At 70.5% G+C, this 26,932-nt stretch carries 29 protein-coding genes and 1 pseudogene; 17 read left to right on the forward strand and 13 right to left on the reverse strand.

All coding sequences use genetic code 11. The features are described 5' to 3' along the window. Window positions 1–67 precede the first annotated feature (67 nt). Complete coding sequence (locus tag ACFYOV_RS18530) at window positions 68–490, reverse strand: winged helix-turn-helix transcriptional regulator (protein WP_389088997.1); 423 nt, start codon at window positions 488–490, stop codon at window positions 68–70. Window positions 491–574: 84 nt separating this feature from the next. Here ACFYOV_RS18530 and ACFYOV_RS18535 point away from each other — a divergent pair, with 84 nt between their 5' ends. Continuing rightward, entirely contained in the window at window positions 575–1,396 is an 822-nt protein-coding gene (locus ACFYOV_RS18535; protein ID WP_389089237.1) for an NAD(P)H-binding protein, read from the forward strand. A 156-nt stretch (window positions 1,397–1,552) separates the two neighbouring features. On the opposite strand, the gene ACFYOV_RS18540 is transcribed toward ACFYOV_RS18535, so the two are convergent. Then, complete coding sequence (locus tag ACFYOV_RS18540; protein ID WP_389088999.1) at window positions 1,553–2,476, reverse strand: helix-turn-helix domain-containing protein; 924 nt, start codon at window positions 2,474–2,476, stop codon at window positions 1,553–1,555. Between the two features lie 169 nt (window positions 2,477–2,645). On the opposite strand from ACFYOV_RS18540, the gene ACFYOV_RS18545 reads away from it, so the two are divergent. The 6 genes and pseudogenes from ACFYOV_RS18545 to ACFYOV_RS18570 all read left to right on the forward strand — a co-directional run bounded on the left by ACFYOV_RS18545 (window position 2,646) and on the right by ACFYOV_RS18570 (window position 8,840). Further along, window positions 2,646–3,071 (forward strand): hypothetical protein, encoded by a 426-nt coding sequence (locus ACFYOV_RS18545; protein ID WP_389089000.1) that lies wholly within the window; start codon window positions 2,646–2,648, stop codon window positions 3,069–3,071. A 64-nt stretch (window positions 3,072–3,135) separates the two neighbouring features. Next, entirely contained in the window at window positions 3,136–3,765 is a 630-nt protein-coding gene (locus tag ACFYOV_RS18550) for a class I SAM-dependent methyltransferase (protein ID WP_389089001.1), read from the forward strand. Window positions 3,766–3,848: 83 nt separating this feature from the next. After that, window positions 3,849–4,635 (forward strand): annotated as a pseudogene (locus tag ACFYOV_RS18555) (IS630 family transposase). A gap of 52 nt (window positions 4,636–4,687) precedes the next feature. Beyond that, window positions 4,688–5,521, forward strand: a complete 834-nt coding sequence (locus tag ACFYOV_RS18560) for a S1 RNA-binding domain-containing protein (RefSeq protein ID WP_389089003.1) — start codon at window positions 4,688–4,690, stop codon at window positions 5,519–5,521. Between the two features lie 373 nt (window positions 5,522–5,894). Continuing rightward, window positions 5,895–8,105 (forward strand): fibronectin type III domain-containing protein, encoded by a 2,211-nt coding sequence (locus ACFYOV_RS18565; RefSeq protein ID WP_389089004.1) that lies wholly within the window; start codon window positions 5,895–5,897, stop codon window positions 8,103–8,105. A 6-nt stretch (window positions 8,106–8,111) separates the two neighbouring features. Beyond that, window positions 8,112–8,840 carry a hypothetical protein gene (locus tag ACFYOV_RS18570; protein WP_389089006.1) on the forward strand — a complete coding sequence of 243 codons (729 nt, stop codon included), beginning with the start codon at window positions 8,112–8,114 and terminating at the stop codon, window positions 8,838–8,840. Between the two features lie 595 nt (window positions 8,841–9,435). On the opposite strand, the gene ACFYOV_RS18575 is transcribed toward ACFYOV_RS18570, so the two are convergent. Further along, the gene (locus tag ACFYOV_RS18575; protein WP_389089007.1) at window positions 9,436–9,645 is read right to left on the reverse strand and encodes a DUF6417 family protein; all 210 of its coding nucleotides are present in this window, start codon (window positions 9,643–9,645) and stop codon (window positions 9,436–9,438) included. A 708-nt stretch (window positions 9,646–10,353) separates the two neighbouring features. Here ACFYOV_RS18575 and ACFYOV_RS18580 point away from each other — a divergent pair. Both ACFYOV_RS18580 and ACFYOV_RS18585 read left to right on the forward strand, forming a co-directional pair. After that, entirely contained in the window at window positions 10,354–11,037 is a 684-nt protein-coding gene (locus ACFYOV_RS18580; RefSeq protein ID WP_389089009.1) for a LysE family translocator, read from the forward strand. Window positions 11,038–11,325: 288 nt separating this feature from the next. After that, window positions 11,326–12,387 carry a PP2C family protein-serine/threonine phosphatase gene (locus ACFYOV_RS18585; RefSeq protein WP_389089010.1) on the forward strand — a complete coding sequence of 354 codons (1,062 nt, stop codon included), beginning with the start codon at window positions 11,326–11,328 and terminating at the stop codon, window positions 12,385–12,387. Window positions 12,388–12,494: 107 nt separating this feature from the next. On the opposite strand, the gene trpA is transcribed toward ACFYOV_RS18585, so the two are convergent. After that, complete coding sequence (gene trpA / locus ACFYOV_RS18590; RefSeq protein WP_389089012.1) at window positions 12,495–13,340, reverse strand: tryptophan synthase subunit alpha; 846 nt, start codon at window positions 13,338–13,340, stop codon at window positions 12,495–12,497. Window positions 13,341–14,029: 689 nt separating this feature from the next. Here trpA and ACFYOV_RS18595 point away from each other — a divergent pair. After that, window positions 14,030–14,410 (forward strand): hypothetical protein, encoded by a 381-nt coding sequence (locus ACFYOV_RS18595; RefSeq protein ID WP_389089013.1) that lies wholly within the window; start codon window positions 14,030–14,032, stop codon window positions 14,408–14,410. Between the two features lie 84 nt (window positions 14,411–14,494). On the opposite strand, the gene ACFYOV_RS18600 is transcribed toward ACFYOV_RS18595, so the two are convergent. After that, window positions 14,495–14,902: a four-helix bundle copper-binding protein gene (locus ACFYOV_RS18600; RefSeq protein ID WP_389089015.1), complete on the reverse strand. Its 408-nt coding sequence runs from the start codon at window positions 14,900–14,902 to the stop codon at window positions 14,495–14,497. 418 nt (window positions 14,903–15,320) lie between these two features. Here ACFYOV_RS18600 and ACFYOV_RS18605 point away from each other — a divergent pair, with 418 nt between their 5' ends. Next, a complete protein-coding gene (locus ACFYOV_RS18605) occupies window positions 15,321–15,608 on the forward strand; it encodes a hypothetical protein (RefSeq protein ID WP_389089016.1) in 288 nt (95 codons plus the stop codon). On the opposite strand, the gene ACFYOV_RS18610 is transcribed toward ACFYOV_RS18605, so the two are convergent. The 5 genes from ACFYOV_RS18610 to ACFYOV_RS18630 form a co-directional block, all read right to left on the reverse strand. Then, window positions 15,575–16,387, reverse strand: a complete 813-nt coding sequence (locus ACFYOV_RS18610) for a CAP domain-containing protein (protein WP_389089018.1) — start codon at window positions 16,385–16,387, stop codon at window positions 15,575–15,577. The genes ACFYOV_RS18605 and ACFYOV_RS18610 overlap by 34 nt on opposite strands. 832 nt (window positions 16,388–17,219) lie before the next feature. Then, window positions 17,220–17,783, reverse strand: coding sequence for a dihydrofolate reductase family protein (locus tag ACFYOV_RS18615; RefSeq protein ID WP_389089019.1), 564 nt, complete (start codon window positions 17,781–17,783; stop codon window positions 17,220–17,222). Between the two features lie 170 nt (window positions 17,784–17,953). Beyond that, a complete protein-coding gene (locus ACFYOV_RS18620) occupies window positions 17,954–18,322 on the reverse strand; it encodes a VOC family protein (RefSeq protein WP_389089020.1) in 369 nt (122 codons plus the stop codon). Between the two features lie 325 nt (window positions 18,323–18,647). Next, window positions 18,648–18,998: an alpha-amylase gene (locus ACFYOV_RS18625; protein WP_389089022.1), complete on the reverse strand. Its 351-nt coding sequence runs from the start codon at window positions 18,996–18,998 to the stop codon at window positions 18,648–18,650. A 412-nt stretch (window positions 18,999–19,410) separates the two neighbouring features. Further along, the gene (locus tag ACFYOV_RS18630) at window positions 19,411–20,388 is read right to left on the reverse strand and encodes a teichoic acid biosynthesis protein C (RefSeq protein ID WP_389089023.1); all 978 of its coding nucleotides are present in this window, start codon (window positions 20,386–20,388) and stop codon (window positions 19,411–19,413) included. Window positions 20,389–21,034: 646 nt separating this feature from the next. Between ACFYOV_RS18630 and ACFYOV_RS18635 the strand changes: the two genes are divergently transcribed. Then, window positions 21,035–21,781 (forward strand): SDR family oxidoreductase, encoded by a 747-nt coding sequence (locus tag ACFYOV_RS18635; protein WP_389089025.1) that lies wholly within the window; start codon window positions 21,035–21,037, stop codon window positions 21,779–21,781. An 18-nt stretch (window positions 21,782–21,799) separates the two neighbouring features. Here the strand turns inward: ACFYOV_RS18635 and ACFYOV_RS18640 are convergent, their stop codons facing one another. Further along, window positions 21,800–21,925, reverse strand: coding sequence for a hypothetical protein (locus ACFYOV_RS18640; RefSeq protein WP_389089026.1), 126 nt, complete (start codon window positions 21,923–21,925; stop codon window positions 21,800–21,802). Between the two features lie 117 nt (window positions 21,926–22,042). On the opposite strand from ACFYOV_RS18640, the gene ACFYOV_RS18645 reads away from it, so the two are divergent. Then, on the forward strand, window positions 22,043–22,696 hold the full coding sequence (locus ACFYOV_RS18645) for a hypothetical protein (protein ID WP_389089028.1): 654 nt from the start codon (window positions 22,043–22,045) through the stop codon (window positions 22,694–22,696). Window positions 22,697–22,729: 33 nt separating this feature from the next. Then, window positions 22,730–23,524 (forward strand): phosphodiesterase, encoded by a 795-nt coding sequence (locus ACFYOV_RS18650; RefSeq protein ID WP_389089029.1) that lies wholly within the window; start codon window positions 22,730–22,732, stop codon window positions 23,522–23,524. A gap of 24 nt (window positions 23,525–23,548) precedes the next feature. On the opposite strand, the gene ACFYOV_RS18655 is transcribed toward ACFYOV_RS18650, so the two are convergent. Continuing rightward, entirely contained in the window at window positions 23,549–24,103 is a 555-nt protein-coding gene (locus tag ACFYOV_RS18655; protein ID WP_389089031.1) for a DUF3291 domain-containing protein, read from the reverse strand. A 37-nt stretch (window positions 24,104–24,140) separates the two neighbouring features. Continuing rightward, a complete protein-coding gene (locus tag ACFYOV_RS18660) occupies window positions 24,141–24,806 on the reverse strand; it encodes a helix-turn-helix transcriptional regulator (protein ID WP_389089032.1) in 666 nt (221 codons plus the stop codon). 172 nt (window positions 24,807–24,978) lie between these two features. Here ACFYOV_RS18660 and ACFYOV_RS18665 point away from each other — a divergent pair, with 172 nt between their 5' ends. The 3 genes from ACFYOV_RS18665 (at window position 24,979) to ACFYOV_RS18675 (ending at window position 26,763) form a co-directional block, all read left to right on the forward strand. Further along, entirely contained in the window at window positions 24,979–25,290 is a 312-nt protein-coding gene (locus tag ACFYOV_RS18665) for a hypothetical protein (protein ID WP_389089034.1), read from the forward strand. A 120-nt stretch (window positions 25,291–25,410) separates the two neighbouring features. After that, window positions 25,411–25,581 (forward strand): 50S ribosomal protein L32, encoded by a 171-nt coding sequence (gene rpmF / locus ACFYOV_RS18670; protein ID WP_389089035.1) that lies wholly within the window; start codon window positions 25,411–25,413, stop codon window positions 25,579–25,581. 9 nt (window positions 25,582–25,590) lie between these two features. Further along, window positions 25,591–26,763 (forward strand): GTP-binding protein, encoded by a 1,173-nt coding sequence (locus ACFYOV_RS18675; protein ID WP_389089037.1) that lies wholly within the window; start codon window positions 25,591–25,593, stop codon window positions 26,761–26,763. The last annotated feature ends 169 nt before the right edge of the window (window positions 26,764–26,932 follow it).

A 26,932-nucleotide genomic window follows, 5' to 3' on the forward strand; every position in this document is an offset into this window, starting at 1 on the left:
AGCAGGCCCGGTACGGACTGCGGCACCTCCCCCTCCCACTGCGCGTTTAGGCACCCTCGGGTCGTCGCTACCGGATGTCGTGGCCAGGGTGGGCCCGGTCGTACGCCTGCCGCGCCTCAGCGATGACGGCACGGTGAGCGAGGGACCAGTCGGCGAGCGCCTTGACGAGGTGGGTCAGGCCGGCCCCGGTCTCGGTCAGACGGTAGTCGACCTGGGCCGGCACGGTCGGGTACACGGTCCGCAGCACGAGACCGTCTCGTTCGAGCCGGCGCACGGTGAGGGTGAGCATGCGCTGTGAGATGCCGTCGACGGCGCGCTGCAGTGCCCGGAACCGCCGCGGACCGCTCGCGAGTTCGACGATCACGAGCACCGACCACTTGTCCCCGATGCGGTCCAGGACGTCGCGGATGCCGCAGTCGGGATGGTCCTCACGCCCGCACGGGTCGAGGTCGGCGGGAGAGGTGGTTACCCCGGTGTGCGTGGGTGACATCGAACTGCCTCCTTGTGGCCGGTGGGCCTGCGGTCGAGGATCAAGCCTAGTTACCGATGAGAACCACGGAAGACGGCGATGCACATGATCCTGGTGACCGGAGCGAACGGGAATCTCGGCTCGATCACTCTTGCGGCGCTGCGCGCCCGCGGCACGGCTGCCACCGGCGGCAGCCGCACACCGGACGAGGGGATGCGGCGTCTCGACTTCGATGACCGCCTGAGCCTCGACCTCACCGCAGTGTCGACCCTGGTGCTGGTCTCCGCCGGTTATGCCGAGGACGACCAGGTCGTCGAGCGGCACTCGATGGTCCTGGACGCCGCGGTCCGGGATGGCGTCCGCCACGTCGTCTACACGAGCCTGACCGGTGCCGGCGACCATCTCGCTTTCGCGCTCGCGCACCGAGCGACCGAACGCATGGTGCGGGCGAGTGGGTTGTCGTGGACGATCCTGCGCAACGGCCTGTACGCCGAACTCTTCGGCGGTCTCCTGATGTGGTCCGGCCCTGATGTGGAGTCCGCGTTCGGGGACGGCGCCCTGGCCGCGGTCGCACGAGAGGATCTCGCCGAGGCCGCGGCGGTCGTCGCGGCGAACCCCGAACAGCACAGCGGGCGCGTCCACGACCTCGTCGGCACGCCGATCACGGCAGGTCAGGTAGCCCGCCGGCTCGGCGTCCCGCACCGCACCATCAGCCTTGCCGAGTACCGGCGCAGGCTCCTCGAGGAGGCGCCGGGGCTGCTGCCGTTCCAGCCACCCATGCTCGCCTCGATCGCCACTGGTATCCGACACGGCTTCCTGGGCGGCACCGCCTCCGACCTGGTGGATCTCCTGGGGCGCCCAGCCCGCGATCCACTGGCCACAGCTGTTGCAGCCGCGTCCGCCACAAGACCAGCAGCGAGCGTCTAGCAGCGAGTGGCCCGTGCTCAGCGACAAAGGCGTATGGCCGCCGATGACGGCGGGAGACTCTTCTGGCGGCGGCTGCTGAAGACATTTCAGCAGGATTCCGGGTCAAGCGAGTCCGGCGGGAACCCGCTGCGCCGTACCGCGCGGCCCTCGCCGGGCTCAGGGTTGGGACCTGATGTCGAAGACCTGGTTCTCGCTCTTGCGACAGGCCTGGATCACGGCCGCCGTTCCACTCGACGTGCCCGATCCGCTGATTCCCACGCACCCGTTGCCGACGACCCGCAGCACGTATCGGTCGCTGCGGCCGGTGTCGGTCGGCTCGATACGGAACCTGCTGGTCTTCTCGCAGTCGTTCCAGGGCTCCAGCAGCGCGGCGCCGGACGGGGCGGTCACCGCGTTCAGACAGCCCTTGCCCTGGTCGGGGTGGTACCACTGGACGCGATACGTACTGTCCCCCGCGGGCACCAACACGGTCTCCTGGGGCGCCACATCACCGCACGGACGCTGGACCGCCACCAGCGGCTCGTACCCCTCCACGTTCCCGTCGGTCAGGCACAGGCCGTCCGCCAGTACCGGACGGAGTTGTACGGGGCCCCGTGGCAGGACCGGCCGGTTCTGGGAGGACGGCGGCTCTCCTGCCCGGGCTCCGCCCGAGCCCCCCGGTTCTGCGGAGGAGGCCACGGCCCAGACGACGGCGGCCAGGCCCAGCATGCCCAGTCCCGCCGACAGCACGAGGACTCCGCGGCGCCGTGGTCTCCGACGCGGATGCTCGGTCGGTGGCTCCGCCCCTCCCCCGCTCCTACCGGTGCTGACGGCCCGTTCCCCGGCCCGGAGCCACTCCGGCAGCCGTGCGCCGTCCCCGCAGGCCCGGACGAACGCTGCCACCAACTCGGAACGCGGCACGGTCTTGCCACCGAGCACATCGGCCAGGGTGCTGCGCGCCAGAACCTCTCCGTTCTCGGCCGCCCGCTCCTCGAGCTGGCGATACGTCAGGCCCGAACGCTCCTTGAGCTGCCTCAGGGCAGCGGTGAACTCACCGGCATCACCGACCTGTTCAAGTCGTGGCTCCCCCGCGTCCGTCATGGGCCCATCGTGTCCGGTCCCGGTTCGCACCGGCAAGGCCGGGATCCGGCCGCCCCCATGCTGTCCGGACAGGATCCGGGCAGCACCTCCGACCAGCCCGGACAGGAAGAGCGCCATCGGGAGCGGGCGAATCAATCGAACCCTCGGAGGAGCGGGAGGACGGTCATGCGTGTACGGCAGCGGCCGGGGGCTGCTCGGCCTCGTCGTCCTGTGCTCGGTGACCGGCAAGCTCCGCTGCGCGGATGCCTACGAGGCCTTCCGGTTCGGGCTGGCACAGCTCGTCCCGGCTCTGCGGCGCAGGACGAGGGTGATGACTCCCCTGGTGATCGTCGCCGAGGCGACGGTGCCGGTGGCCCCCGCCGTACCGGAGGCCGTGGACGTCGGCTTCGCGCCTGCCGCACTCCCGCTCGTCTCGTTCGCCGCCCTCACCGGGATGCATCGAGCCTGCGCGAACGACGATCCGTACCCCGGTCGGCGGGTCGACGGCCCCGCCGTGACGGGTCGCCGCGATACCGCCCAGTTGTTTGCCGATCACCGCCGAGGGCCCCATACCGTAGGAGCGCCACTGATCGGCAGCTGGAGCTGGAGACCGTAGAGCGTCGGCATGACAGCGCCGAGCGGTCGGTCGACGTGGGAGCGGTGGGTGTAACTTCCTTGCCGTGGCGGAGCACCAGGACGGGACCAGGGCGGCCTACGACAGGATCGTCGAGCTGTACGCGTCGATGTTCGCCGATCGGCTGGAGACTCAGCCGTTCTCACGGAACATGATCGGCACCTTCGCCGAGCTGGTGCGCGGAACAGGCAATGTGCGGGCAGCCGACGTCGGCTGCGGACCCGGACATCTGACAGCCATGCTGCACGACCTGGGGTTGGACGCCTTCGGGCTCGACATCTCCCCGGCCATGGTCGACCACGCCCGGCGGGCCCGTCCGGCGCTGCAGTTCGTCGAGGCGCGGATGGAGGCTCTGCCGGTCGAGGCCGGCACGCTCGGCGGAGTGCTGGCTCACTACTCGATGATCCACACCCCTCCCGGGGAGCTGCCCGCGCTGCTCGCCGAGCAGGCACGAGTCCTGGCACCAGGGGGGCTGATCCTGGTCTCCTTCTTCGCGACCGAAGCGCCCGAGCCCGTCCGCTTCGACCACAAGGTGACGCCCGCCTACAGCTGGCCTGCGGACCGGTTCGCCGAGTCACTGGCCGGGGCCGGGCTCGTCACCTTCGCACGGCTGCTCCACGATCCTGCCTCCAAACCGGGCTTCCTGGACGCCCACCTGCTGGCCCGCCGCTGCTAGTGCTGTGACCGCATAGGTTCACCGGGTTGGTGGTCGTGGCGGTTGGATGTGCGGTGCCGTCCGGTCCGACCGCTGGAGGTGCGGTGGCCGAGCCTGTCCGTGTGCGCAGACTGACCGACCAGGAAGGGCAGCGGCTGCAGCAGATCGTGCGTCGGGGTAGCACGAGTTTGGTGCGCTATCGGCGCGCGATGATGCTGCTGGCGTCGGCTGGCGGGAACCGTGTTCCGGTGATCGCCCAGCTGGTCCTACCTGCCCCGTGTCCACGGCCGGGTCATCCGCATCGGCCGCGAGACCTTACGCTGTCTGCTCGCCCGCCGTGGCGTCACCTTCCAGCGCACCAAGACGTGGAAGGAGTCTCCCGATCCCGAGCGCGACGCCAAGCTCGACCGCATCGAGCACGTCCTGGACCGCTTCCCGGACCGGGTCTTCGCGCTCGATGAGTTCGGCCCGCTCGGCATCCGGCCCACCCCAGGTTCGCGCTGGGCCGAACAACGGCGCCCCGACCGGTTGCCGGCCACCTACCACCGCACTCATGGAGTCCGGTACCTCCACGGCTGCTACTCGGTCGGCGACGACACGTTGTGGGGCGTGAACCGCCGCAAGAAGGGAGCCGTGAATACCCTGGCGGCGCTGAAGTCGATCCGCGCCGCCCGGCCCGACGGCGCACCGATCTACGTGATCCTGGACAACCTGTCCGCACACAAGGGCGCCGACATCAGGCGCTGGGCGAAGAAGTACCGCGTCGAACTGTGCTTCACCCCGACCTACGCGTCCTGGGCCAACCCGATCGAAGCCCACTTCGGGCCGACCCGCATCCGCAGCGAGAAAGGCATCCGCTGGGGCGGACGTCCCCTCAAAACGGCAGCCTGACCACGCCACCTCCCGGCCCCGGCGCACGGCTCCCCATGAGAGGCTGGACGGCATGGGGGCAGCGCCGGACGATCAGACTTCCCGGGAGTTCTTGGCAGGGATCCACGTTGGCGACCTCTGCAGCGGGACGGTCGCAGAGGTCACGCGGTCTCAGGGGGTGGCGGTGACCCTGGACGGGTTCTCCACGTGCCCACTGGGGACCGTCTGGCCGGCGGACGTCTCCTGGCGCTGGAATACGGCTGTGGCCGTGGAGGTCGGCCAGCGGATCACCGCTGAGGTGATGGCCGTTGACCTGGATAAGAGCCAGGTCCGGCTGGCGATGACCGCCACCGAGAATCCGGAACTGTGGGCGTTCCTGAAATCACGTCACCGCGGAGAGATCCTTTCCGGGACAGTAGCGGCGATCGAGCGGTTTGGCGTGTTCGTCTCGCTCGACGACGGCCCTGACCACCCGGTCTTCCCTGGCGTCGGGTTCATCACCATCCCCGAACTGTCGTGGCTCCACATCGACGCAGTTTCGGACGTCGTTCGGGTCGGACAGCACGTCTCATGTGAGTTCCTCCAGTTCGACTACTGGAACGGAGAGGCAAGACTGTCCTTGAAGGCGATGCAGCCAGACCCTTTCGCGGCGTTCGCTGAAGGGACTGCGGTGGGCCAGACGTTGCACGGACAGGTCACCAAGGTGGTCCCGTTCGGCGTCTTCGTTCAGGTCGCCGACGGCGTTGAGGGACTGGTCCATCTACGAGAGCTCACCCGGATGCCTTTGGAGACTCCGGAGGACATCCTTCAGGTCGGCGACGAGGTCACGGTCGTCGTCACAGAAATCGACCGACAACGACGCAGGTTGGCACTCTCCCGACGTCAGGTCTCACCCGACCTCCAGTGACACCCGCGTGTCGCTGTCTCACCCGCACGAGTGCTCCAGTCCCTCAGCCTGTTTGATGAAGGCGAGGCCCTGCCCCCAACCCGGTGAACCTATACGGTCACAGCGCTAGAGGCTGAGAACCGGCTCCGGCGCGGCAGCTGGGGCTCGATATTGCTGAGGCCATGACAACCCCGCTGGGCTCCCTCTACCATCGCGACACTCACTGGCATTAATGCGATGAGGGGGGACGATGCGAAGCGGATATTTCCGAAAAAGCTTACGCACGACGGCAGTTGTCGTGTCATTGACGCTCCCGGTGGCGCTGTTGACCCTGCCGGCGCCCGAGGCCGCGGCAGCCGAACCGGTCAGGCTCGTTCCTGCCGCATGCACCGGCATGACCGTACCCGGGGAGGAGAACCACCCCGCCGTCCGGGTGGACGCGCCGGAACACGACGCCGAAGTCGCGGTCGACGAGGAGGGGAAGATCGATGTCGGCGGCGTCCTGCACAAGCAGGCCACGATGGTCGACGTCTCGGTCGGCAAGCTGGTGACGACCGACTTCACTCTGGGCCCGCCACCGGACGGGGTCTCGAACTGGGCCTCGTCGTGGGAGACGCGCCTGCGTCCGCCGGAGCTGGGCGAGAACCTGGTGTGCACCCGCGCCGAGCGGGAGCCCAAGCGGCACTCGAGGATCCTGCGCTCCATCACGGTCGTCGACACCATCCCGCCGAGCAACGTCGCCGGGCTGACGATCGGTGACATCACGGCGTACTCCGCGAAGGCGACCTGGGGCACGGCCTCGGACAACTACGGTCTCGCCGGATACGAGATCAGAGTCGACGGCGGCGCCGCGCACCGCTTGAACAGCGGCACCCGCTCATACACCATCACGGGGTTGGCACCGGAGACCGAGCACACCGTGTCCGTTGTCGCCGTCGACCTGGCCGGCAACAAGTCGCCGACTCCCGCCACGGCGACCTTCCGCACGGCGCAGAAACCGCCGGAGCCCGTCGGACTGGAGTTCGAAACGGGAGAGGGCGGCGCCCTGGCCACATGGCGCCCCGACCCGGCCTACGACGTCACGTACCGCTCCTTCCTCGACGGTTCTTTGTACGAGGAGTTCTCGCTGAAGCAGTACTGCGAGGACGCCGTCGGCAACTCGGCCGACCCGTGTACCGCGGACAGCGTCGTCAAGTACCCGATCGAGCCCCTCGAAGCGCTCACCTCCCATACGTTCCGCGTCGACGCGATCGGCCGGGACGGCACCAAGGTGCGGGACTTCGGAGGCGAGTTCGTCACCGCGGCCGTCGAACCCGCCGTGCCCGAGGCGGTCACACAACAGGTGACCAGCGAGGGCTCGCAGTGCGCCGCCCAGGGCGGGGACTTCTACATCGCGCCGAGCCTGCGCGGCGACGTCGAGCTCCCGGCAGGAGCGACCCAGGTTTTCGCGGGCTGCTACACCGCTGCGGACGCCACCTGCATCGAGGACAACCTCCCTCTGAACGACGACAAGAAGCTCGACTGCGACGACGACGTCACCGACATGCTCGAAAAGGTGTCCCCACCGGGCAGAGGACCGGCCATCGACTCGTTGAGCGGCGGCACCGCCGGAGGTAGTGGAGCACAGTTCGTGCCAGGAGTCGCGGTCCAGACCGTCGCCTGGTGTGCGGAGGGAGCCTGCGCATTGCTGCTGGCGCCGCCCACGGTCGCCGTCGAGGCAGCGGTGGGCGCCACCGCCGCATCAGCTGTCGCCACCTTCGTCGTCGTCACGATCGCGGGAATCGTCATCGGGATCGCGCTCGGTGCGCTCTGGGCGATCCTGTTCCCCACCCCGATAGCCATCGGAGGGCTCCTCGAATACCCGATCCACCACGACGACGACCTCACCACCTTCGACGACTGGCACCTGGACGAGGGTGATTGGTACAACAGCCTGAAGGCGTACGCCCAGGTGATCACGACGACGAAGGAGGTGACAGGCCGGGACAACCTTCCCTTCGCCTGGAACGACAGCGAGGACGCGAGGCTCAAGCGCATCATCGACGCGGCGTGCACCGCACAGCGGGGCACCCAGGGAATCGCCGCGTGCGACGACGACGTGGTCGTCTACGTGCCTGGTGGCACCAACTACCGGCGTGCGCCCATGCAGGAGACGGGGACCCACATCGTGGAGGCCATGGGGAACGGAAGTTACCCGCAGCCTCCGGCCCGGTCCAAGTGGTTCTACCCGGGGCGCAGCGAGCGCGGCCAGGCGGCGGAGTCCGCGGGCTACGACCGCAACTGGTACGACAACGAACCGCGGTTCCAGCCGAACGTCTGCAACGGTCGCGTCGCGAAGACCTGTGACGAGTTCCCGTTCTGGTCGACGGACCAGGCCGTCGACCTGTCGGGGCTGGTCGCCTCGCTGAAGCCGGTGCCGAACGCGGAATCGCTCCCGCAGGCCCACGACCTCTCGGCGTTCTTCGGCAAGTGCAAGGTGAAGAACACCGACAAGTTCGTCGTGCTGCCGATCAAGCCGTGGGTCCAGGCGAACGGGCCGAGTTTCGGTTTTCGGATCAACCCGGGCGGGACCGACCTGTGCATGGAACCCAAGCCCCTTGCGTAAGAAGGCATGACCACCATGCTCGATGACCTGCCTGCGCTGCATGCCGCCGTGCAGGCCTACCGGACGGCGGCGTCGGCTGCGGGCCTCAGCTGGCCCGCGGTCGGCTCCGCCTCGGATGGGCAGCCGCCGCAGCCGGTTCACCTGCTCTTCGACGTGGAGCACGTCGCCGAGCAGGTGACCTGGCTCCACTCCCAGGGGTGGCATGCGCGGCGGCTTCTGCCCAACGGCGGGAAGCTGCTCCCGTGGCCCGTCGGCGGGGATGCGCTCGACATGCTGTCGCTGTCCGTCGGTGTGCCGTTTCCCTGGCGGCACCAGCTGCCGCTGTTTCACTTCGACGTGATCCTGTACACCTTCGTGCTCGCCGGGGAGCACGAGGGAGAGATCTGGCGTTACGAGATCGCCCCGGACGCCTGGGACGCCGTCCGAGCCGCCACCAGCCTGGCTGCTCTGTTCTCCACCTGGACGAAGGGGATCAAGTGCGGGGTGATCACGTACCACGACGCCAACGGGTGGCTCTCCGTCTCCAACGGCACCCGCAGCGGCCTGGATCTGCTCGGGGAGCAAGCGCCGCACCTCGATCCGCTGGCCTTTCCCGTCTCCGTGGCCCTTCATCCGCTGCTGCGGACCCGACAGGCCGAGTGCGGGGTCGACATGAACAGCGTCGACCGAGGCTTCGCGTGCATGGAGGAGCTGCTCGACGAGATCGACGCCGCCCGCGTCTCCCTCGGCGGCTGAGAGACCGGGCCGCCATCAGGGCCCGTGACCACCGCGGCACGCGCACTCCGGCCACGGCTTGCTGTCGTCCGTGCCCGGTGGTGCGGTGACACGGCCCGGTATGCGCCGCCCTCACCCCATCGCTCGCTCGCCGGCAGCCAGGCGAACCGGACGGGCGAAGCCGCCCACCCCCCGCACCGAGCCGCGCTCGTCGCCGCACAGCCGCTGGTCGACGTGGCAAGGGGGTGGCGGCAGCCGGGGCCGGGGACAGCGCGGTCGACCTGGTGGCATTTTGCCCCGATCGCTCTGCCCACCCGACAGTGCGGAGCCCGTCATCGACCAAGCGGGTCAACCGTGTTGGGTTCGAGGGCGGTGGATGTGTCAGCTTGCCGGCAGGCCGCGCTGGGCGCTCCGCATCACCGCGTTCCTCCAGCAGCTCCGCGTGGCGCTGCGCGGCATACCCCAGCGTCCCGGCTGCTGGGCAGGCGCGCGATTCCCCGGTCCGGTCCCGAGCGGGCCATCTGATCGGTCTCTCACGCTGCTGTGCTCCTGTCGCGGCCACGCGGCACACCGTGCATCGTCAGTGAGCGGGCTTTTCCGCAGGGGCACCCGCTGGTCAGTTCTCCGACGGGATGCGGGCGGTGATCTCTTTCGCCAGCCGGTTGGCCTCCCACGACAGCGGCCCCTCCTCCTCTTGCGCGATGGTCACCAGCAGCCGCAGCAGGTCCTGCGCCTCTTCCAGCGTCAGCAGCGCCAGCCGCTCCGCTGTGTCATCCACCGGCACGAATTCAACGGCGGCGAGGTCGAGGTGCTCGTAGTCGTCCACGGTCAGAGCAACGGCTCCTCGACCGTGACGGTTACGTACGACTTCGGGTGACCCTCGCGCGGAGTGCAGTGAGCGGCTCCATCTGCTCGACTTCGGTCAGGCGGCCCTGCTGTACCAGCACGCCCGTACGAGGAGAGCCGGAGCTCGCCGAACAGGCCGTCGGGCTGTAGGCAACTCGCCATGGAGGGCCCGGGCTCGTACACGGGGTGCCTGGGCTCCGCCCGGACGAGTCTCTCACCCCATCAGGCCGAGTGCGGCCCCCCCGGAGAGGCGCTCGCATGCGGCACCGCCTGACAATCCGGTTCAGGACCCACCTGCCCGGCCTGGCGGCTACCTACCACTTCACCGTACGGCTACGGCTCGCCGATGACCAACACGCGCAAGTGGCCGGTGCGCGGAACGAGGCGGTCTCCAGCTGTCGGCAGCCTCCGCAGAAGCAGCCGGAGGTCCACCGTCCGAAGCTGACTTGGTACCAGCCGGCCACATGCCTGAGAGCGCTTGAGGCGCAGTCCGCCCGGACGAGGCCACTGATCCCCGGACCGACCGTCGCGTGTGAGTGGTCCGCCCGAGCCCCGGTACTCGACGAAGTCGTCCTTCTGCGGCCGGACCGAGAATTTTCACGGATTGGTCAGCCGCGGCGTCGGCCGGTCCTTCGGCGAAGGTCCCCGGCTTGCGAGCAGGCCCCAGGACCTACGAAAGGAAGAGCGGATGTCGGTCGACCTCGTCGGCTTCCTCGGAGTCGTACTGGTGGCGTACGTGGTCCCCGGCCCGGACTTCCTCGTGGTGCTCAGATCGGCCACCGAACATCCCGCCAAGGGGCGGGCCGCGGCGCTGGGGACCCAGGCGGGGCTGTGCGTGCACATGATGGCCGCCGCCGCGGGACTGTCGCTGGTCGCCGCACGCTCACCGGTGGTCCACGCAGCGATGAAGCTGCTGGGAGCGGCATACCTGGTCTTCTTGGGGAGCCGGGCGGTCCTGGCCGCACGGCGCGCCGCCCGGGAGCGGCGCGGACGCCAAAGGTGCGGACACGACGCAGTGGAGGTGGGGAAGGGCGCCAGGCCGCAGGACTCAGGGGGACAGGTGACGGCCCGCGGCCGGTGGCGTTCCGGCTTCACTCAGGGCTTTGTGACCAATGTGCTCAACCCCAAGGCTGCATTGTTCTTCCTCAGCGTCCTCCCGCCGTTCGTCCACGGCGGCGGCTCCATGGCGCGGCAGATCTTCCTGCTCGGCATCCTGGACATCCTGATCGGCGTCGTCTACTGGTTCGCCCTTGTCGCCGTCGCCGCGCGGCTGGGCACGCTGCTCGCCCGCCCGAAGATCCGCCACCGCTGGGAGCTGATGACCGGCTGGCTGTTCATCGCCATCGGGATCGGTTTCGCCAAAGCCTCCTGAATCGCGTGGACGTCCGGGCCGTCTCGTGGCCCTGCGCCGTCGGGCGTCCACCGGCCAGGAGTCGTCGTCGTGTCCGGCACGGAGGAGGGGGAATGGCCCGTACCGGTGATCGAACCGCACCGAGCGGAGCCGTGCTGCCGCCACCCCGTTCCTCAGGGACTGCGGGCCGACCCCGGTCGGCGCTGAGTGGAGCCCTGCGATGTGCCGGGGCAGGCTGGACGCATGCGGTCGATATCTCGCTCGCTCGTCCGACCCGGAACAAGCGTTCCCGGCCGAGTACTGTTCACCTTGGCGCAGTGGCTGCCGTTCGTGCTCGCGCTCGCCGTATTGATCATCGAGCTCACACCGGCCCACTTCATCTACACCGGCCCCCTACTCACCGCGACGCCGGCACTGGCAGCAGTGTCGCTGGGCCCCCGCGGGACACTCGCGGCGGCGGCTCTCGCCCTCGTGATCAGCGTGACGACCGCCACGTACAACCAGGCGTGGGCGACGCTTCAGGTGTACACCAATTTCCTGGCGCTGACGCTCGTGTCCATTGCCGGTTACCTGACCAGCAGCGCGGTGCAGACGCGAAGACGGAGTGAATTGGAGCAGGTGCGCCGCATCGCCATAGCCGCTCAGGAAGTCGTCCTGCGGCCCGTACCGGCGCGGCTGGGCCCCGTGCGGGCAGCCAGCCTCAGCCTCGCGGCCGGGTCGGAAGCGCAGATCGGCGGTGACCTCTACGAGGCGGTGCAGACCCGGTACGGGGTCCGGATGATCGTGGGAGATGTCCGGGGCAAGGGGCTCGCGGCCATGCGCGCTGTGGGAGTCGCCCTGGGCGCGTTCCGGGAGACCGCACACTACGAGCAGGATCTGGCCGAGGTCATGAACCACTGTTCGGCAGGGCTGAAGCGAGAGGCGGCGGTCCCCGGTGCGTACTCCCAGACGATCCGCATGGAGGGATTCGTCACCGCCGTCATGGCCCAGATTCCGAAGGAACCCGTCGTGCAGGTGGTCAACCGGGGCCATCCGGCTCCGCTGGTCCTGCACCGGGGCAGGGTGCACGCCCTCGAGCCCGCTTCGTCGTTGCCACCGCTCGGTCTGGAGGAGCTTGTCGCCCACCGGCCCGGCAAGCCCGAGAGCTATCCGTTCGTGGTCGGCGACCGTCTGCTGCTGTACACCGACGGGGTGACCGAAGCCCGCAACGGCGAGAACGACTTCTTCCCCCTGGCGGAGACCATGGTGAAGATGGGCGCCGACACCACTCCGCAGGAGTTCCTGGAGGAACTGCATCAGGCGTTGGTGCGCCACACCGGCGGTGACCTGGCGGACGATGTCGCGGTGGTCCTCGTGGACCGGATCGAGTGACCGGATCCGCACCGCCGATGCGGCGCACGGGACGAGCGGCATCCCGGCCACGCCGGAGGCCGCGGCCCTGTGGGCCACGGCCTCCGGGGGCGTCCTCTCACCAGGGATCACACCAGGGCCGTGGGCCGGAGGGTCGGTGCGGCCGCCGTGTCACCGAGTGCTCGCGCGAACTCCCGGACGACGGCGACGGCCTCGGCCCGGCCGGTGCGCGCGGGCCGGCGGTGAAGGGGGCGGACCACGGGGGTGCCGATGACGATGCCGTCGACGAACGGGGCGACGGCCCGAGCCCGGGCGGGAGTGGAGATTCCGATGCCGGCGACGAGGGGATGGTCGACGTGCGCGCGCAGCCTGCGGGTGAAGTGTTGCATCGCCGGGAGGTCGAGGGCGCCGTGGTAGCCGCTGGCCGCGGCGACGGCGGGCGTGTAGATCCATCCGGATGCGGCCGCGGCGACGGCCGCCAGGGTGTCGTCGTCGGCGTCACGGGGGGCGAACTGAGGCGTGCAGATCCCCGCACTCCGGGCGGCCGCGAGCCAGGAGGCAGTGTGCCGGCGGGGCAGGTCCGGGATCATTGCCCCTGCGGCGCCCGCCCGGGCCACATCGGCGGCGAACCTCAGCACGCCGTGGGTCAGCACCGACGTCCAGTAGCTCATCACGACAACGGGAGCACCGCTCTCCGCGGCGTGGTGCACGGTGTTCATGACTCGGTTCATGTCCGTGCCCTGGCGCAGTGCTTGCTCGTGGGCGGCGGCGATGACCGGGCCGTCGAGGGTCGGGAAGGCGCAGGGAACACCGACTTCGAGGATGTCGGCGCCATGCCGGGTGAAGCTGTGCAGGAGGTCGATGCACGCCGTCTCGTCGGGGAAACCTGCCGGCAGGTAGGCCCCCAGGGCCGTCCTCCGTGCTTGGCTGAGCAGGCGGGCGAGGCGGGGGGAGGACAGCGTCTGTGCGTTCACGATGGGTCTTTCCAGGCGTTCTGTTGAAGGGCGGCTTCCTGGCGCCGCGGCCCTGTCCGTAACGGCTGGACGGGCGCAAGGACACGCTCCGCCCGGCAGAAGAGTGATCAACGGTGCATGAGCGCATCGCGAGGGGCGGCCCGTCGGGGCGGCGTCGGCGTCTGCCGCGGTCGGGCCGGTTCTGCCCGCCGCGCCCGTCCGGTGCCGTGCACGCCGTGCTCGCCCACCGTTGTGCTCGCCCACCGCTCCGACGGGCCGCCGGCCGCCGGGTCGGGCAGCGGCCTCGGCGCGGAGTCGTCCGCGCTGTGACGGAGCCCCTGCACGACGTCCTCCCCGAGACACGCGTCCCGGCCCTCCGCCAGGCTCTCGCCGTCGCCGAACGGGCGGACGTGCCTTGAGTGCTCCGTTGCCCCAAGGCAGTGGCATTCCCGGTGCGCGGACGGGCGGGTGGTAGCGGTGTCGGTCACGGCGCGGTGGTGACGGCGGGTGAGTGGCCGCACGAGTCGGTCCGACCGCAGCATGTGGCCCCTCTCGAGGCCGGCGGGCCGACCGGGCGCCGGACCCTGCAGCGCCACCTGACATCTGTCAGGTTCACGGGCCACGGCTTTCTCGTGAGGATTCTGTTCACGTGATCGGCGCGCGGAAGCGCAATTCGCGCCGCCGGGAACTCGTCAACGAGGGGAAGATCAATGGTCAGTAAGATCAAGCGGACCGCCGTGGCCCTGGCACTCGCCACCGGAGCGATCGCCGGTACCGCGGCAACCGCCCAGGCCGGTGAACGGGCAGCACAGGGAGACTACGCGGGCTGCCGGGTCGGCTACGTCTGCATGTACCAGAACGAGGCCGACTGGAACGCCGGTCGGCCCAGCCACCGCTGGTACCAGTACGGAGCCCACAACCTCAGCAACCAGTACGGCACCAAGTGGGTCTTCAACAACCAGCACTCCGGTGCGAAGGCCCGGCTGTGCTACGGATACGACGGTGCCAACTGCACCGGCCTGATCATCAACAGCTACACCGTCGGCGTGGCCGACATCACGCCGATCAACAGCATCAAGCTCTACGCGTAACGCTCCGGCAGTCCGCGGGCGCGACGGGCCGGGTGGGCATGACCCGGCCCGTCGCGTGGTCGCGCCCGCTGTCCGCTCGCCGGTTCAGCCGAGGGACCGCAGCAGTTCATTGCACGCCTGTTCGCAGGACCGACAGGCTTCGGCGCACAGACGGCAGTGCTCGTGGGCGTCGGCGTGCGCGGAGCACTCGTCGGCGCACGCCTTGCAGGCGGTGGCGCACGCGGTGAGGATCGCGCGGGTGACGTTGGCGTCGTAACCGGTGTGCCGGGACAGCACCGACGCCGTGGCGTTGCAGATGTCGGCGCAGTCCATGTCGGTCCTGATGCACTTGGTCAGCTCGCCCACCATGCCCTCGGACAGGCAGGCGTCCGCGCACGCCGTACAGGCCTGGGCGCAGGCGACGCATTCCTCGATGCACAGGGTGAGCTTGTCGCGGTCCACCTGGCCCAGGTCGGCCGGGTAGGTGGCGAGCATGTCCCTGACCGTGGTCATCGCGAAGTGCCTCCTTCGGTAGCGGGGCCGCGGGCGGTGAGCCTCGCGGACGTCCGTCGACCGGACTCCTGCCGGGTGGACAGGGCGCGGCAACGCAAACCCGCCGCCGGTCAGCTCAGCTCGGCGAAGGCCTCCACCGCATGGTCTTGCCCGTGACGACGATCCCGTCGCCCTGCTGGAAGACTTGTCCGCGCGCTTTCTTCGGGACACCCACATCCGGCGTCGAGGAGGCCGTCGATGCCGACGGCCGGTACGACGCCGTTGCACCACCCGTCCTGGCCATCCGACCGGGTCACCGCCACCGACGCGATCCGGAGGCGGTTCCGCTCGGACCCTGCGGCCGACGGCGTCGTCGCGGTCACCGGGGCCGGCTCGCTCGTCCTCGCCTCTGGCAGCGGCAGCCAACTCCCCGCCGCATATGGGCGTCGCCACCAAGGCGGTTTGGATCATCGGCCCGCACAAGGTGGTGCCCGGCCTCGGCACAGCGCTACGCCGTATCGAGGAGCAGGCCCTCGCGCTGGGGTGCGCCCGCGCGCTGGAGCAGGCCCTCGCGCTGGAGGAGGCCCGCGCCCGGGCGGTGCACGGGACACCCAGCGTCGTGAACCGGCTGCTCATCCTCGACACGGACCTGCCGCGGAGCGGCGGCACCGTGCTGCCTCTCCCGGACGGCGGCTACCGGGCCGTGCCGAAGGCCTGCGTCCAGTAGGAGCCGGGCTGGGCGAGAGCGACGCCGATCTCCCTGAAACCGCAGTTGAGGATGTTCGCCCGGTGGCCGGAGCTGTTCATCCACCCCTGCATCACCTGCTCCGGCGTGGAGTAGCCGTAGGCGACGTTCTCGCCGTAGGTGCTCCAGCTGTAGCCGGCCCGTGTGATGCGGTCGGCGGGGGAAGAGCCGTCCGAGCCGGTGTGGGACATGGTGCCGCTGGAGGCCATGTCGTCGCTGTGGGCCTGCGCTGCCCTGGTCAGGGCGGAGTTCACCGTGACTGGGGAGCAACCAGCCTTGCTCCGCTCGGCGTTGACGAGTTCCACGACCCTGGCGACGGCACCGGACGCGGTGGCGGTGGCCGTCGCGGTGGGGCGGGGAGCGCTGGTGGTGGGTGTGGTGGTGGGCTCGGGGCCGGCGGTGGTGGCCTTCGGGGCGATCGTGGCGGTCTTCGATGCCGAGGCCTGGGGCGCCTTGGGGGCTGTCGTCCTGCGCTTTCGCGACGGCTTGGCGCCTTCACCGCGTTTCGAGGCACTCGCGGTGGGGGCCGTCTTGGACGGGGACGCGGCGGACTCGAGGTCCTGGCCGCGGCTCCATTCGCGATACCAGTTGTGATCGTCCCACCTGTCCTCGGCGGCGACCGTTGTTGCTGCGTCATGGCGCCGCTCGTCGGTCGGCCAGTCGGAACAGGCCAGCGCGACGGAGGGTATCCCTATGACGCTCAAGGCGACGGTCGTGACGACCGTGCGCCGGTAACGCTGCTGGTGTCGGTGCTTTGCCATGTGTGACCTCACCCCTGCTGTCCGGTGGCTGGTCATTCTTCGGAGGGCCCGTCGCGAAGCGCAAAGGCCCGTTTTACTACCGCGCTTCGTAGATCGGAGCGGCTCTTGCGACGACGCTGAGAGCATGCCGCCCCTCCCTCGGGTCGCCCCGGTGATGCCTGCCGCCTCGTCAACAGCCCTGGCATCAGGAAGGAAGACGGGATCCCGCGTCCGGCCCGGCTCGCGACTCCTCACGGAGCGCCCCTCACCGAAGGCAAACCGGACAAGTCTCCTATGTCACCGGAACGGCTTCTACTAAGCGGCCCGCGTAGATCGACCAGCCGCGTGACGGATGTCACGGAACCATGGATTCCGGATCGCTGTCCGGGCTTCGCCCGCCCCTTCCCCAGCACTGCCACGACCATGGAGGCGCGGGCCACCGCCACGCCCTCGCGCGTCCGCTGCTGTTCCTCGGCGGGTGATGCTCACGGCGGGGACTCCGGCACGGGCACGGCTTCACGATCCGTCTCCACGCGGTCTGCGCCGTGTCGGCCCCCCTACCGTGGCTCGGGCCGGGACGGCCGGTCACGCCCGGTGGCCGAGCATCCGGGACAGTGCGCGGCTCGCCTCCGGCGCCGCACACCGGCGCACTCGGTCTGTCGTCCTGCGAACGCCGGGTGCCTCGCGCATGTCCGTCGACATCCGGCGGTGACGCCGTCGTTCAGGCAGCCGTCGGGGTGTCGATGACGGCATGCCGGAGGCGGCGCAGGGTTAGGCGACGGGGCATGCGGTCGGCGTGGCGGTGGACGTCAGCGAAGACTCTGTCGCGCTCGCCGAAACCGCCGGTTGCTGGTCAGCGCACCACACGGTGGCGGAGGTAGACGATGCTCGACTGGAAGGTGCGGGTCTCGACGAGGTCGAGATCCACCCTGCGCTCGTCCCGGGGAAAGAACGGGATGCCGCCGCCCACCAGCACCGGGTGGACCACGGCCCGGTACTCGTCGATCAGACCCAACCCGGCCGCCTCGGCGGCGAGGGTCGCACCGCCGATCGCGATGTCGCCCTCCCCCGGCTCCCTTCGCAACCGCTCGATCTCCTCCGCCAGGCCGCCGGAGGCCAGACGGGCTGTGCCCTGTACCTCCGACAGCGTGGTGGAGAACACCACCTTGGGGAGCGGCTTCCAGAGCGCGGCCCACTCGAGCTCTGCCTCATCGAGTGAGGCATCCTGCTCGGCGGTCTCCCAGTACAGCATCGTCTCGTAGAGCCGCCGTCCCAGCACGTGCACGCCGACCTGTCGGATCTCGTCGATCCAGAAGCGAAAGACCTCCTCGCCGGGCACCGTCCAGTCGAACCTGCCGTCCGGCCCGACGATGTAGCCGTCGAGTGAGACACCCATTGAATAGGTCACACTGCGCATCAGAAGCCCTCCTCCGGAGCAGGACCAACACTACGGCCGGCGGACGCCGCGAGACCGGGAGCGACTCCGATCCTCCGGCGAGAGGCGGCCGGACGAGCAGCGACACGCACAACGCATCCAGCGTGACCGCTCCGCGTGGCGATCGGCGCATGGGCCAAGCGGAAGGTGCGTCAGCGCGTCGGGATCGGCTGAGTGAGGTTCACCGGATTGCCGTCAGGGTCCTGGATGTGGGCGACTCGCTGTCCCCACGGCATGTCCTTGGGGCCGCTGCGGACGGAGCCGCCGAGCGCCTCCACCCGGCCGAGCGTCTCGTCGACGTCGTCGACACCGATGCTGAGCAGGATCCGCGGCGTCGCCCCGGTCCCAGGGTTCGCCTTCGACACCAGCCCGAGGTCGGTGTCACCGATGCGCAGACCGAGATAGAAGGCCGGGCCTTTCGCCGGTAGCCGGAAGACCTCCTCAGCACCGAACAATGTCGTATAGAAGCCGAGCAGAGCGTCCTGGTCGGCAGTCAAGATCACTGGCTGGACAGTGGACATGGCACTCCTGTCGGGAACGGTCCTGTCACCGGGTAGACCGTTCGAGGACGGTGAACTCATCGCCGGCGCCGCCACGCCGACGGCTGCTGCGCGCCCACAGCGCCGCGGCACCGGCCACCGCCGGCCGGGCGGCCTGACCGATGGGGGCGGAGAGCCTGGCTCTCCCGGCGGCGCATCACCGCACCCATCGATCCCGAACAGCTCCTCCCGGAAACCGCTCACCACATGCCGGTCCCGCCGTGCGAAGCCGGCCTGATCAGCGGCGGGTCCTGCACGGCGGAGGGCCGACAGGCCCCGCCTTCCGCCGCCTCGGCAGTCGGCGAGTTCAGGCACCGCTCGTCGGGGCCGGATCGGGCCCGCAGGTGCGCAGTCCCGTCACGTAGTTGAGCTGCGGCCCATAACCGGCGAAGGTCGCCGACGCGCCCGGCTCGATGATGCGGCACGGGGCGTCCTGACCGTCCGTGTACTCGACCGTGACGGCGACGTTCCTTTCGCAGCCGTTGACGACGATGGTGTAGCGCCAGCCCGCGTAGTACTGCACGCACTCGGGCGGCGTGGTGTCGGTGAGCGCCGCGGCGGGCGGGGCGGCGGTCAGAACAGCCGAGAGTGCGGCCGCAGCCGTGGCGGCGAGGGAGAGGCGTCGCGCTGAGCGAGGCGTGAAGGGCAGGTTCGTCATGCCCGGCATCCTGGTGGCGGACGGCAGGCTTGCGCAAAGCCGTGAAGCATTTTTCAGACGCCAGCCGAGGAACTGGTGAAATCGCAGTTCAGAGCGCTCACCGCACTGCAAGAGCGTGCAACAGTAGATCGCTCAACGGGTTCGCCTGCCGTCAGGCCCGTCATGGCCCATCACCGCTTCCGGCGTCGGGATGCAGGAGGAGGCTGCCGGCTGAACGCCTGCGCTCGTACCCCTCGCCCGACCGGACGCCGACCGGTCCGCCACACATGCGGCTGCCGTCTGTCGGCGTGTTACTCGCAGCCACCGCCACCGGGGCTCCCGGGGTGTGCCTGCGCCCCCGTCAGGTCGCCGAAGGCCCCCCGCACGGCGGCCGCGACCGGCCGCCGTGCGGGCACGGCTCGGATAAACGCGCTCAGACCAACGCGTTCTTGTAGAAGATGCTGGACCGTCGGTCGCCCTCCACGCCAGTGGCGAAGCCGATGAAGAGACGGGCTTCGCCGGCGTCGGTGCGGTAGATCGCCAGCCCTTCCGGTTCGCGGTGGTGGAGCGTGGAGCCGGCCTTGGTGAGGACGGGGCCCTGCTTCACGGTGCCGGTGTTGATGTCGATGCTGGTGACGTAGGTGTTGCCGTCACCGGTGGGCGTGCCGTCGCCGGGGTACGCGTCGCCGGTCAGGTAGTACATGTACGAGCCGTAGAGGGTGTAGCCCTGCGGGGTGCCGGAGATCGCCGGCTGCTTGAAGTCGACCAGCGGCGTGCCGAAGCTGCGCGTCCGGAAGGCGGAGAGGGGGTACACCGCGATGCGCTTGCCGGCGCTGGTGTGGTAGCGCACGATCATGCGCTGGTACACCGGGTCCACGGAGCAGGTGTACTCGGTGGCCCCTGAGATCGGCCGGTAGGCGGCCGAGGCAGCCGGTGAGCCCATGGTGGTGTTCGCGGCGTAACGGATGGGGGCGAGCGCGGTGCCGTACCCGTTGGTGTTCGCAGCGCACTCGATCCACAGTTCGGTGTCGGAACCATTCGGCAGCGCGGCGAAGGCCACACCGTGGCCGAAGCCGTTGAGGTGCATGTACGACAGGTAGTTCCCGTCGAAATCCATCTTGTTGATGCACAGGTCACCGGCGGACTCGTCACTTCCGCTCCGCTTGGTGGCGACGAACAGGAACTTGTTCACCCAGTCGAAGGCGAAGCTCTGCTGGACCCGCGGACCGTGGGTGTCCTTGGACCGGAACAGGTCGTACGACGGCTGCGTGAGATCGAACCGCTGGGTGGTGGCCACGTCGGCGGAGGCGGTCTGCGCACCGGCGCCGAGCCCGAGCGCGGCGAGCGAGGCGCCGGCACCGGCGCGTATGAGGCTGCGGCGGGATACGGGGAAGCCAGGGGTGCGGTTCATGGGGGACTCCAGAGCATAGGTGTGGGGGCGGAAGAGGTGATGTTATCGGTAGCGGAGGTGGGGTTATGTGCCGGGTCTCGACAGGCAGTTGGGAGTGAGGTTGCACGGGGCCGACTTGACGACCGACCCGCACGCACCCTCGTCGTGCGGACGCACCGCCGACTCGAGCGGGACTTCGGCCGCTCGCACCGCACTGGCCTCCGCAGGCCGTGGCCCGTCGACCTGCCCGGCGCCGGGGGGCAGGCGCCCGGATCGAGCCGACATCGAGGGCCTCAGGAGGTTCCCGGCTCGCGCACGGAACAACCGGACGGCCAGGGTCGGTGCGCGAGTAGTGCCGCGGATCGCCGTGCGGATGGCGGTTGTTGCGAAGCATGCACCACGTCGTCGGCCGGACCAGCTCGGCCGGCTGCGTCACCGTCGTGGTTCACGGCACCCTCCGTCGGTCGAGCTCGGCCTGCGGCACAGAGGTCCCTCGACAGCTCCCGATGCCTCTGCCCCATGGCAGAGCGCGCCTGCGCCAACCGGGTGCTGTCTGCGCCGACCCCCGTGCCGCGGGCCGTCCTCGGGGGATGAAACAACAACCACCGGCCCAATCCGTCCCGCGGGGCGGGGCCCTTGCTGAGCGGAGCGAACGAAAGGCGCGACCGTGAATCGGAACTCCAACGCAGACCTCTCCGGCAGACGTGCCCTGGTCACCGGGGCGGCCCGGGGCCTGGGAGCGTCGCTCGCCCGCTGCCTGGCCAAGGCGGGAGCGAGCGTGTGCCTGACCGACGTTCGCCGCGAGGACGGCGAGAAGGTGGCCGCCGCCCTGACCGTGGAAGGCCACGACGCGCGCTTCGTGGAGCTCGACGTGCGCGACGCCGACTCCGTCGAAGCGGTGATCCGGGACCTGGAGCAGGACGGGTGGCCTGTCGACATCCTGGTCAACAACGCCGCCGTCGACGTCACCAAACCGATCGAACACCTGGCGCCGGAGGAGGTCACCCGCGTGGTGACCACCAACCTCCTGGGCCCGATGTACCTCTCCCTGGCCGTCTACCGCCGCATGGTGGCACGCGGCGACGGCCACATCGTCAACATCCTCTCGACCGCATCCCACCGGACCTGGACGGAAGCCGGCCCGTACGCGGCCAGCAAGACCGGTCTGCGGGCCTTCACCCGCACCCTGTTCCAGGAGGCGCAGCGCGACTGCATCGGCGTCGGCGTCACCGGCGTCATCGCCGGCGGCATGGAGACGCCGTTCATCATGGAGCGCTTCCCGGACGCCGACACCTCCAAGCTGCAGCAACCCGACATCGTCGCCGACGCGGTGCTCTACGCCTTGTCCGTGCCCGCCACCAGCGCCGTACCGGAAGTGGTCGTCGTGCCCCGCAACGAGCCGTCCTGGCCCTGATCGGCCGTCCCCCGTTTGTCACGCGGTGACCGCGGCACCCGGGTCACCGCGGACGACCGGGGCGACCGCCTCCGGCGCGGCACGACCCCGGCCCCAGCGGCCCGGGCGGAACAGAAGGTGGTCGATGACAACGATCGGTTGCATGTGCGGCTCGGCCACACCACGCCCCGGGTCCGGCGCTGTGTCCCCCACCCGCTCCGACGCGCCGACGGGCCCCTTCCGGGCCGGGGCCCGGCGTCCGCGCGGCATGGGCGCCCCAGGATGAGCAGGAGGCCGGGCGGACCGGTGCGGCGCCCGCGCGTGCGCTTCGAGGGCTGGATAGCGGGCACGGGCACCTCCTCCGGCACGCGGATCGTGCTCGGACACTGGCACCGGTCACCCTTCGGGGCCTTCAGCGACGTCATGCTGGAACGGGCCGACGGCAGCCGTCTGCTGCTCGCCCCCACGCGGGAGACGGCAGGCTTCGTCCGTGACACCTACGTCTTCGACGCCGTGCGGGTCGTCCCGGTCGACGTGGAGGTCACGGACGACACCTGGACCGTCGCGGCGGGACCGTTCCACCTGCGCTTCACCACCGGTCGGCGTGGGTTTCTGGGCCTTGCGCTGCGTGCGGTTCCCGACGCGCTCGCCGCCCGTCCGGCATGGACGGTGCTGACGGACCCGCTCGCCCGTCTGCTGCTGCCCGGTGTGCGCACCCGCGGCAGCGCCGGTGGGGGCCGCCGCCAGTGGTACGGCGCCCGGGACCTGCTGCCCATCCGTGCGGTGTCGGCGTCCCTGGAAGGCGTGGACCTGGGGGCGATGGCACCGGTCGCACCGCCCGTGCGCTTCGGATCCGGTTCGGCGCCGAGGACCCCCGCCGTCACCCGGGTCACCACGACGGTGGCGCTCGGAGCGCCGACTGGGGCGGCCCGGTGAGGGGTACCCGGCCCTCCCTCGAAGGGAGGCGCCTTGGACCGGACCGAAGTGCGCAGGCCGGCGGAAACGGCCGGAACGGGAAGCCGGCCGACCCCGCGCACGAAGGGTGCGAGGTCGGAATCGTGGCCGGTCGTCGTGGTGGGAGCCGGCTTCCGTCTGCTCGCGCGACTGCGCCGGGCCCCGGCCCTGCACCCGCACGGGCTCACGTGCGGCGCCCGACTGGAGGTGGTGGACGACGGCAACGGGCCCTGGGGGGTGCCATGGCTCGACGCACCCGCTGCGTACGCCGCGACGGTGCGCCTGTCACGAGCCGCCGGCCTGCCGGGGCGCCTGCCCGACGCACTCGGGCTGGCCGTGCGCGTGGACCGCGGCGACCGGCCCGGCCACCCACTCGACCTGCTTCTCACGAGCAGCGGGCGGGGCCGGATCACCAGGCATCTGCCCCTGCCGCGCTACGACGCTCTCGGCGGCCCCTGCTCCAGCCTGCTCTCCTATCGCGTCGGTGGCCGCCGCCGCGTTCTGGCCGCCTTCCCACGCCCTGCCCGGCAGTCACCCGTTCACGGCGCCCCCGAGAGCCTCGCCGAGGCCATGGCCGGTGGACCGCTCGTCTTCGACCTGTGCGCCGACACCACCGGCGGGTCGTGGCGCGTGTTCGCCGTGTTGACGGTGCACACGCCCCTGCCGCTGCGGCAGGAGGAGACCCTGGACTTCGACATCTACGCGCATGACGCAGACGGATTCACTCCGGGCAAGGCCCTGGCCGCCATCCGCCGCGCCGCGTACGGGGGCTCCCGGGCGGGCCGCCGGGAAAGGCCCCACGGGGGCTGACGTCCGGCATGCGCGCTCCGCCCCTCACCGGGCCGCCGCGTCCCGGGCCGGCGTCGGCCGCTCGATCCGGACGGCCGGCTCCGTCCTGGCCGGCGGCACGGCTCCCAGGTGTCGGGCGGCCTCGGCGGCGGGGTAGGAGGTGGCGAAGGTGAAGGCACGCGGGGACGGTCCGTGCGCCCGCAGGTCCGCCAGCCGCTCCAGGGCCTCGGCGACGGTGGGGTGATGACCGGCGGGGACCCACCAGAGCACCATGTGCGCCTCGGCGTGCCGCTCGAACCATTCCCGACGGCGCCGCATGACCTCCAGGTGGCCGCTGCGGTAGGTGAAGTCCCACAGGGCCTCCTGGCTCTCCCAGACCGTCAGGTTGACGATGACGTCCTCCCCCGCCGGGCGCAGGCCGGTGGCGTCGGCCGCCCCCTCCTCCACGAGCCGCCACACGAAGCCCGGAGCGGCGTCGGCCGCGGCGTTGACCGGGTCGAGCATCTCGACGAACGACGCCGTGCGCGGGTCGTCGAGGGGGTGGCGGAGCATGGCGACGTTGAGCTGGGCGAGGTGGGCGGCATGCGCGGATACGGTCATGGCGTCATCCCAGCACGCAACCCACTCTATGTCAACGCTAATTGTTTTTAGACTCCTCGACGACTACGCAGCACTCACCCGGCCGCGGGTCCAGGCGGGCGCGCAGGGGACCGTCCATGCCGAGCAGCCCCTCCAGGAGCGCCAGGTTCATGCCGCAGACGAGCGGCGGGTAGCGCTCGGCGACGGCATGGAAGGGACAGTTGCGCATCCGGACCACCGGCCCGGCCCCTCCCTCGGTGTCTTCCAGGTGCGGTTCGTAGCCGCGGGCGGCCAGTGCGTCCACGGCCTCCCCGAGGCTGCCGCAGGGCGCCGCCGAGCCGCGCAGGCCCTCACCCCGACGCCGCGCGGCCGCGCAGAGCCCGGCGTCCAGCCCGGCCTGCTCGGCGGCCTCGGCCAGCAGTTCGGCGGCGGTGCGGTAGTCGCGGGCGGGCAGTGACACCGCCCGCTCGGCCCGCGCCCGCGTGTACACCTTGGCGGGCCGCCCGGCGCCCGGCCCGGAACGGCCCGTCAGGCGGCGACTGCCGGTCTCCAGCAGCCCGGCCTCGGCCAGCTTGTCCAGATGGTGCGCGGCGAGCGTGCGCGCCACCCCGGCCGCCTCGGCGGCCTCGTTGCGGCCGACCTCGCGGCCCTGCGCCGCCACGTACTCGTACAGGCGTCGCCGTACCGGATCCTGCAAGGCCGCGATCGCGTCGATGTCCTCCACCCGGTCATTCTATGACCAACGCAGGTCGCCGATAGATGTGCGGGGCCGGCAGGCGTACGACCGGCCCCGCACCGCGGTGCACGGCGGGCTACTTCAGGTACGGCCCGGCGGTGCCGATCCTGCCGGTGCCGCCGAGGACGTAGACGCGCAGGTTGCCCTTGCCGGGAGCGGCGTGGGGCCCGCCGACTTCGGCTCGGTCAGCTCGCTGGCGCCTGCCGCGACCGGCGCGCCGGCCTGGGTCTCGGTGGCCCGTTCCCAGAAGTGGGGCCCGCCGGGCAGCTATCCGCAGTTGGTGCCCGGCCCGGACTTCCTGGGCTGGGACGGACAGGCGTTCACCGAGTACAGCGAGCCGGCGGTGGCCGGGGAGGGCGAATCATGGGCGCTGCGGCTGGCACCGGTGCCGGGCGCGGCGATGGTCTGGTCGGTGGGCCGCGCCGACGGCCCCGAGGGCACGTTCGCGCCACGCGTCCTGCGCTTCGGCTGATGGGGGAACAGAACCCGTCCCCGGACGAGGACTCGTGGTTTCGACATGCGCCGACCCAGTTCGTAATGGGATCCATTTTCATGTAGCGTCCTCCTTGCCCCTGCAGGAGTGAGGAGAACGATGGCTGTCCCCAAGCGGAAGATGTCCCGGAGCAACACCCGTCACCGTCGCGCCCAGTGGAAGGCGGCCACGCCGGCGCTGGTGCCGGTCACGGTCGACGGCGTGCGCCACCTCGTGCCGCAGCACCTGGTGCGGGCCTACGAGCGCGGCCTGTTGCGCCCCGAGAGCTGAGGTACCGCAGTGACGCACGACCGGCTGCCGGTGACGGTGCTGTCCGGCTTCCTCGGCTCGGGCAAGACCACGGTGCTCAACCACGTGCTCGGCAACCGCGAGGGCCTGCGCGTCGCCGTCATCGTCAACGACATGAGCGAGGTCAACATCGACGCGGCCCTCGTGCGCGGCGGCGAAGCGGCGCTGTCACGCACGGAGGAGCGCCTGGTCGAGCTGACCAACGGATGCATCTGCTGCACCCTGCGGGACGACCTGCTGGAGGAAGTCGGCCGACTGGCCCTCGAGGGGCGGTTCGACTACCTGCTCATCGAGTCCAGCGGCATCTCCGAGCCCATGCCGGTCGCCGCCACCTTCGCGTTCGCCCGCGACGACGGCGCCACCCTCGGGGACCTCGCCCGTCTGGACACCATGGTCACCGTCGTCGACGCGGCGAACTTCCTGCCCGAGTTGGCGAGCGGTGACGACCTCGTCGAGCGCGGCCTCGACCAGTACGAGGACGACGAACGCACCGTCAGCGACCTGCTGATGGACCAGATCGAGTTCGCCGACGTCATCGTGCTCAACAAGCTCGACCTGGTCGACGACGCGGTCGCCGAGCGGCTGCGCGCCACGCTGACCCGCCTCAACCCGGCCGCCCGGATCGTGCCGGCCGTCCACGGACGCATCGCGCCGAAGGACGTGCTCGGCACCCGGCTGTTCGACCTCGAACGCGCCCAGCAGGCCCCCGGCTGGGTCATGGAACTCAACGGCGAGCACATCCCGGAGACCGAGGAGTACGGCATCTCCTCCACCGTCTTCCGTTCCGAACTGCCGTTCCACCCCGAGCGGTTGTGGCGGTTCGTGACCGAGGGGATGGACAGCGGCACCTACGGCCGGATCCTTCGGTCCAAGGGGTTCTTCGTCCTGGCCGGCCGCTCGCACATGACGGGGTTGTGGTCCCAAGCCGGCTCCGTCGCCCGTTTCGAGCCTTCCGCCGCCCGCGACAACGACGGACCGGCCGGCCAGGAGCTGGTGTTCATCGGCACCGAGCTGCACTCAGAGGCGCTGCACACGGCGCTCGCCGACTGCCTGCTGGCCGAGGGTGAGAGCCCGCCCACGGCGGATCCGTTCCCCCACTGGGACACCTACGGCACCGACGCCTCCTGCGACCACGAACACCTCGGGGTCTCGGCGCCCACCTGAGGCTCCGGGCCGGGCGGTGGACGCAGCCACGGCACCGCCCGGCCCGGTCACCGGCCGCGCCGCGCAAGGCTGCCGTGTCAGTCGGTCGGCCTCGTCATCTTCTTCGCGGTCCTGCAAAAGGACCGCTGGCCTCCGGGCCCGGCATGACCTGATCAGGCGTCACCTCGCC

Source organism: Streptomyces sp. NPDC005931 (assembly GCF_042871235.1).
Taxonomy (GTDB): Bacteria; Actinomycetota; Actinomycetes; order Streptomycetales; family Streptomycetaceae; genus Streptomyces.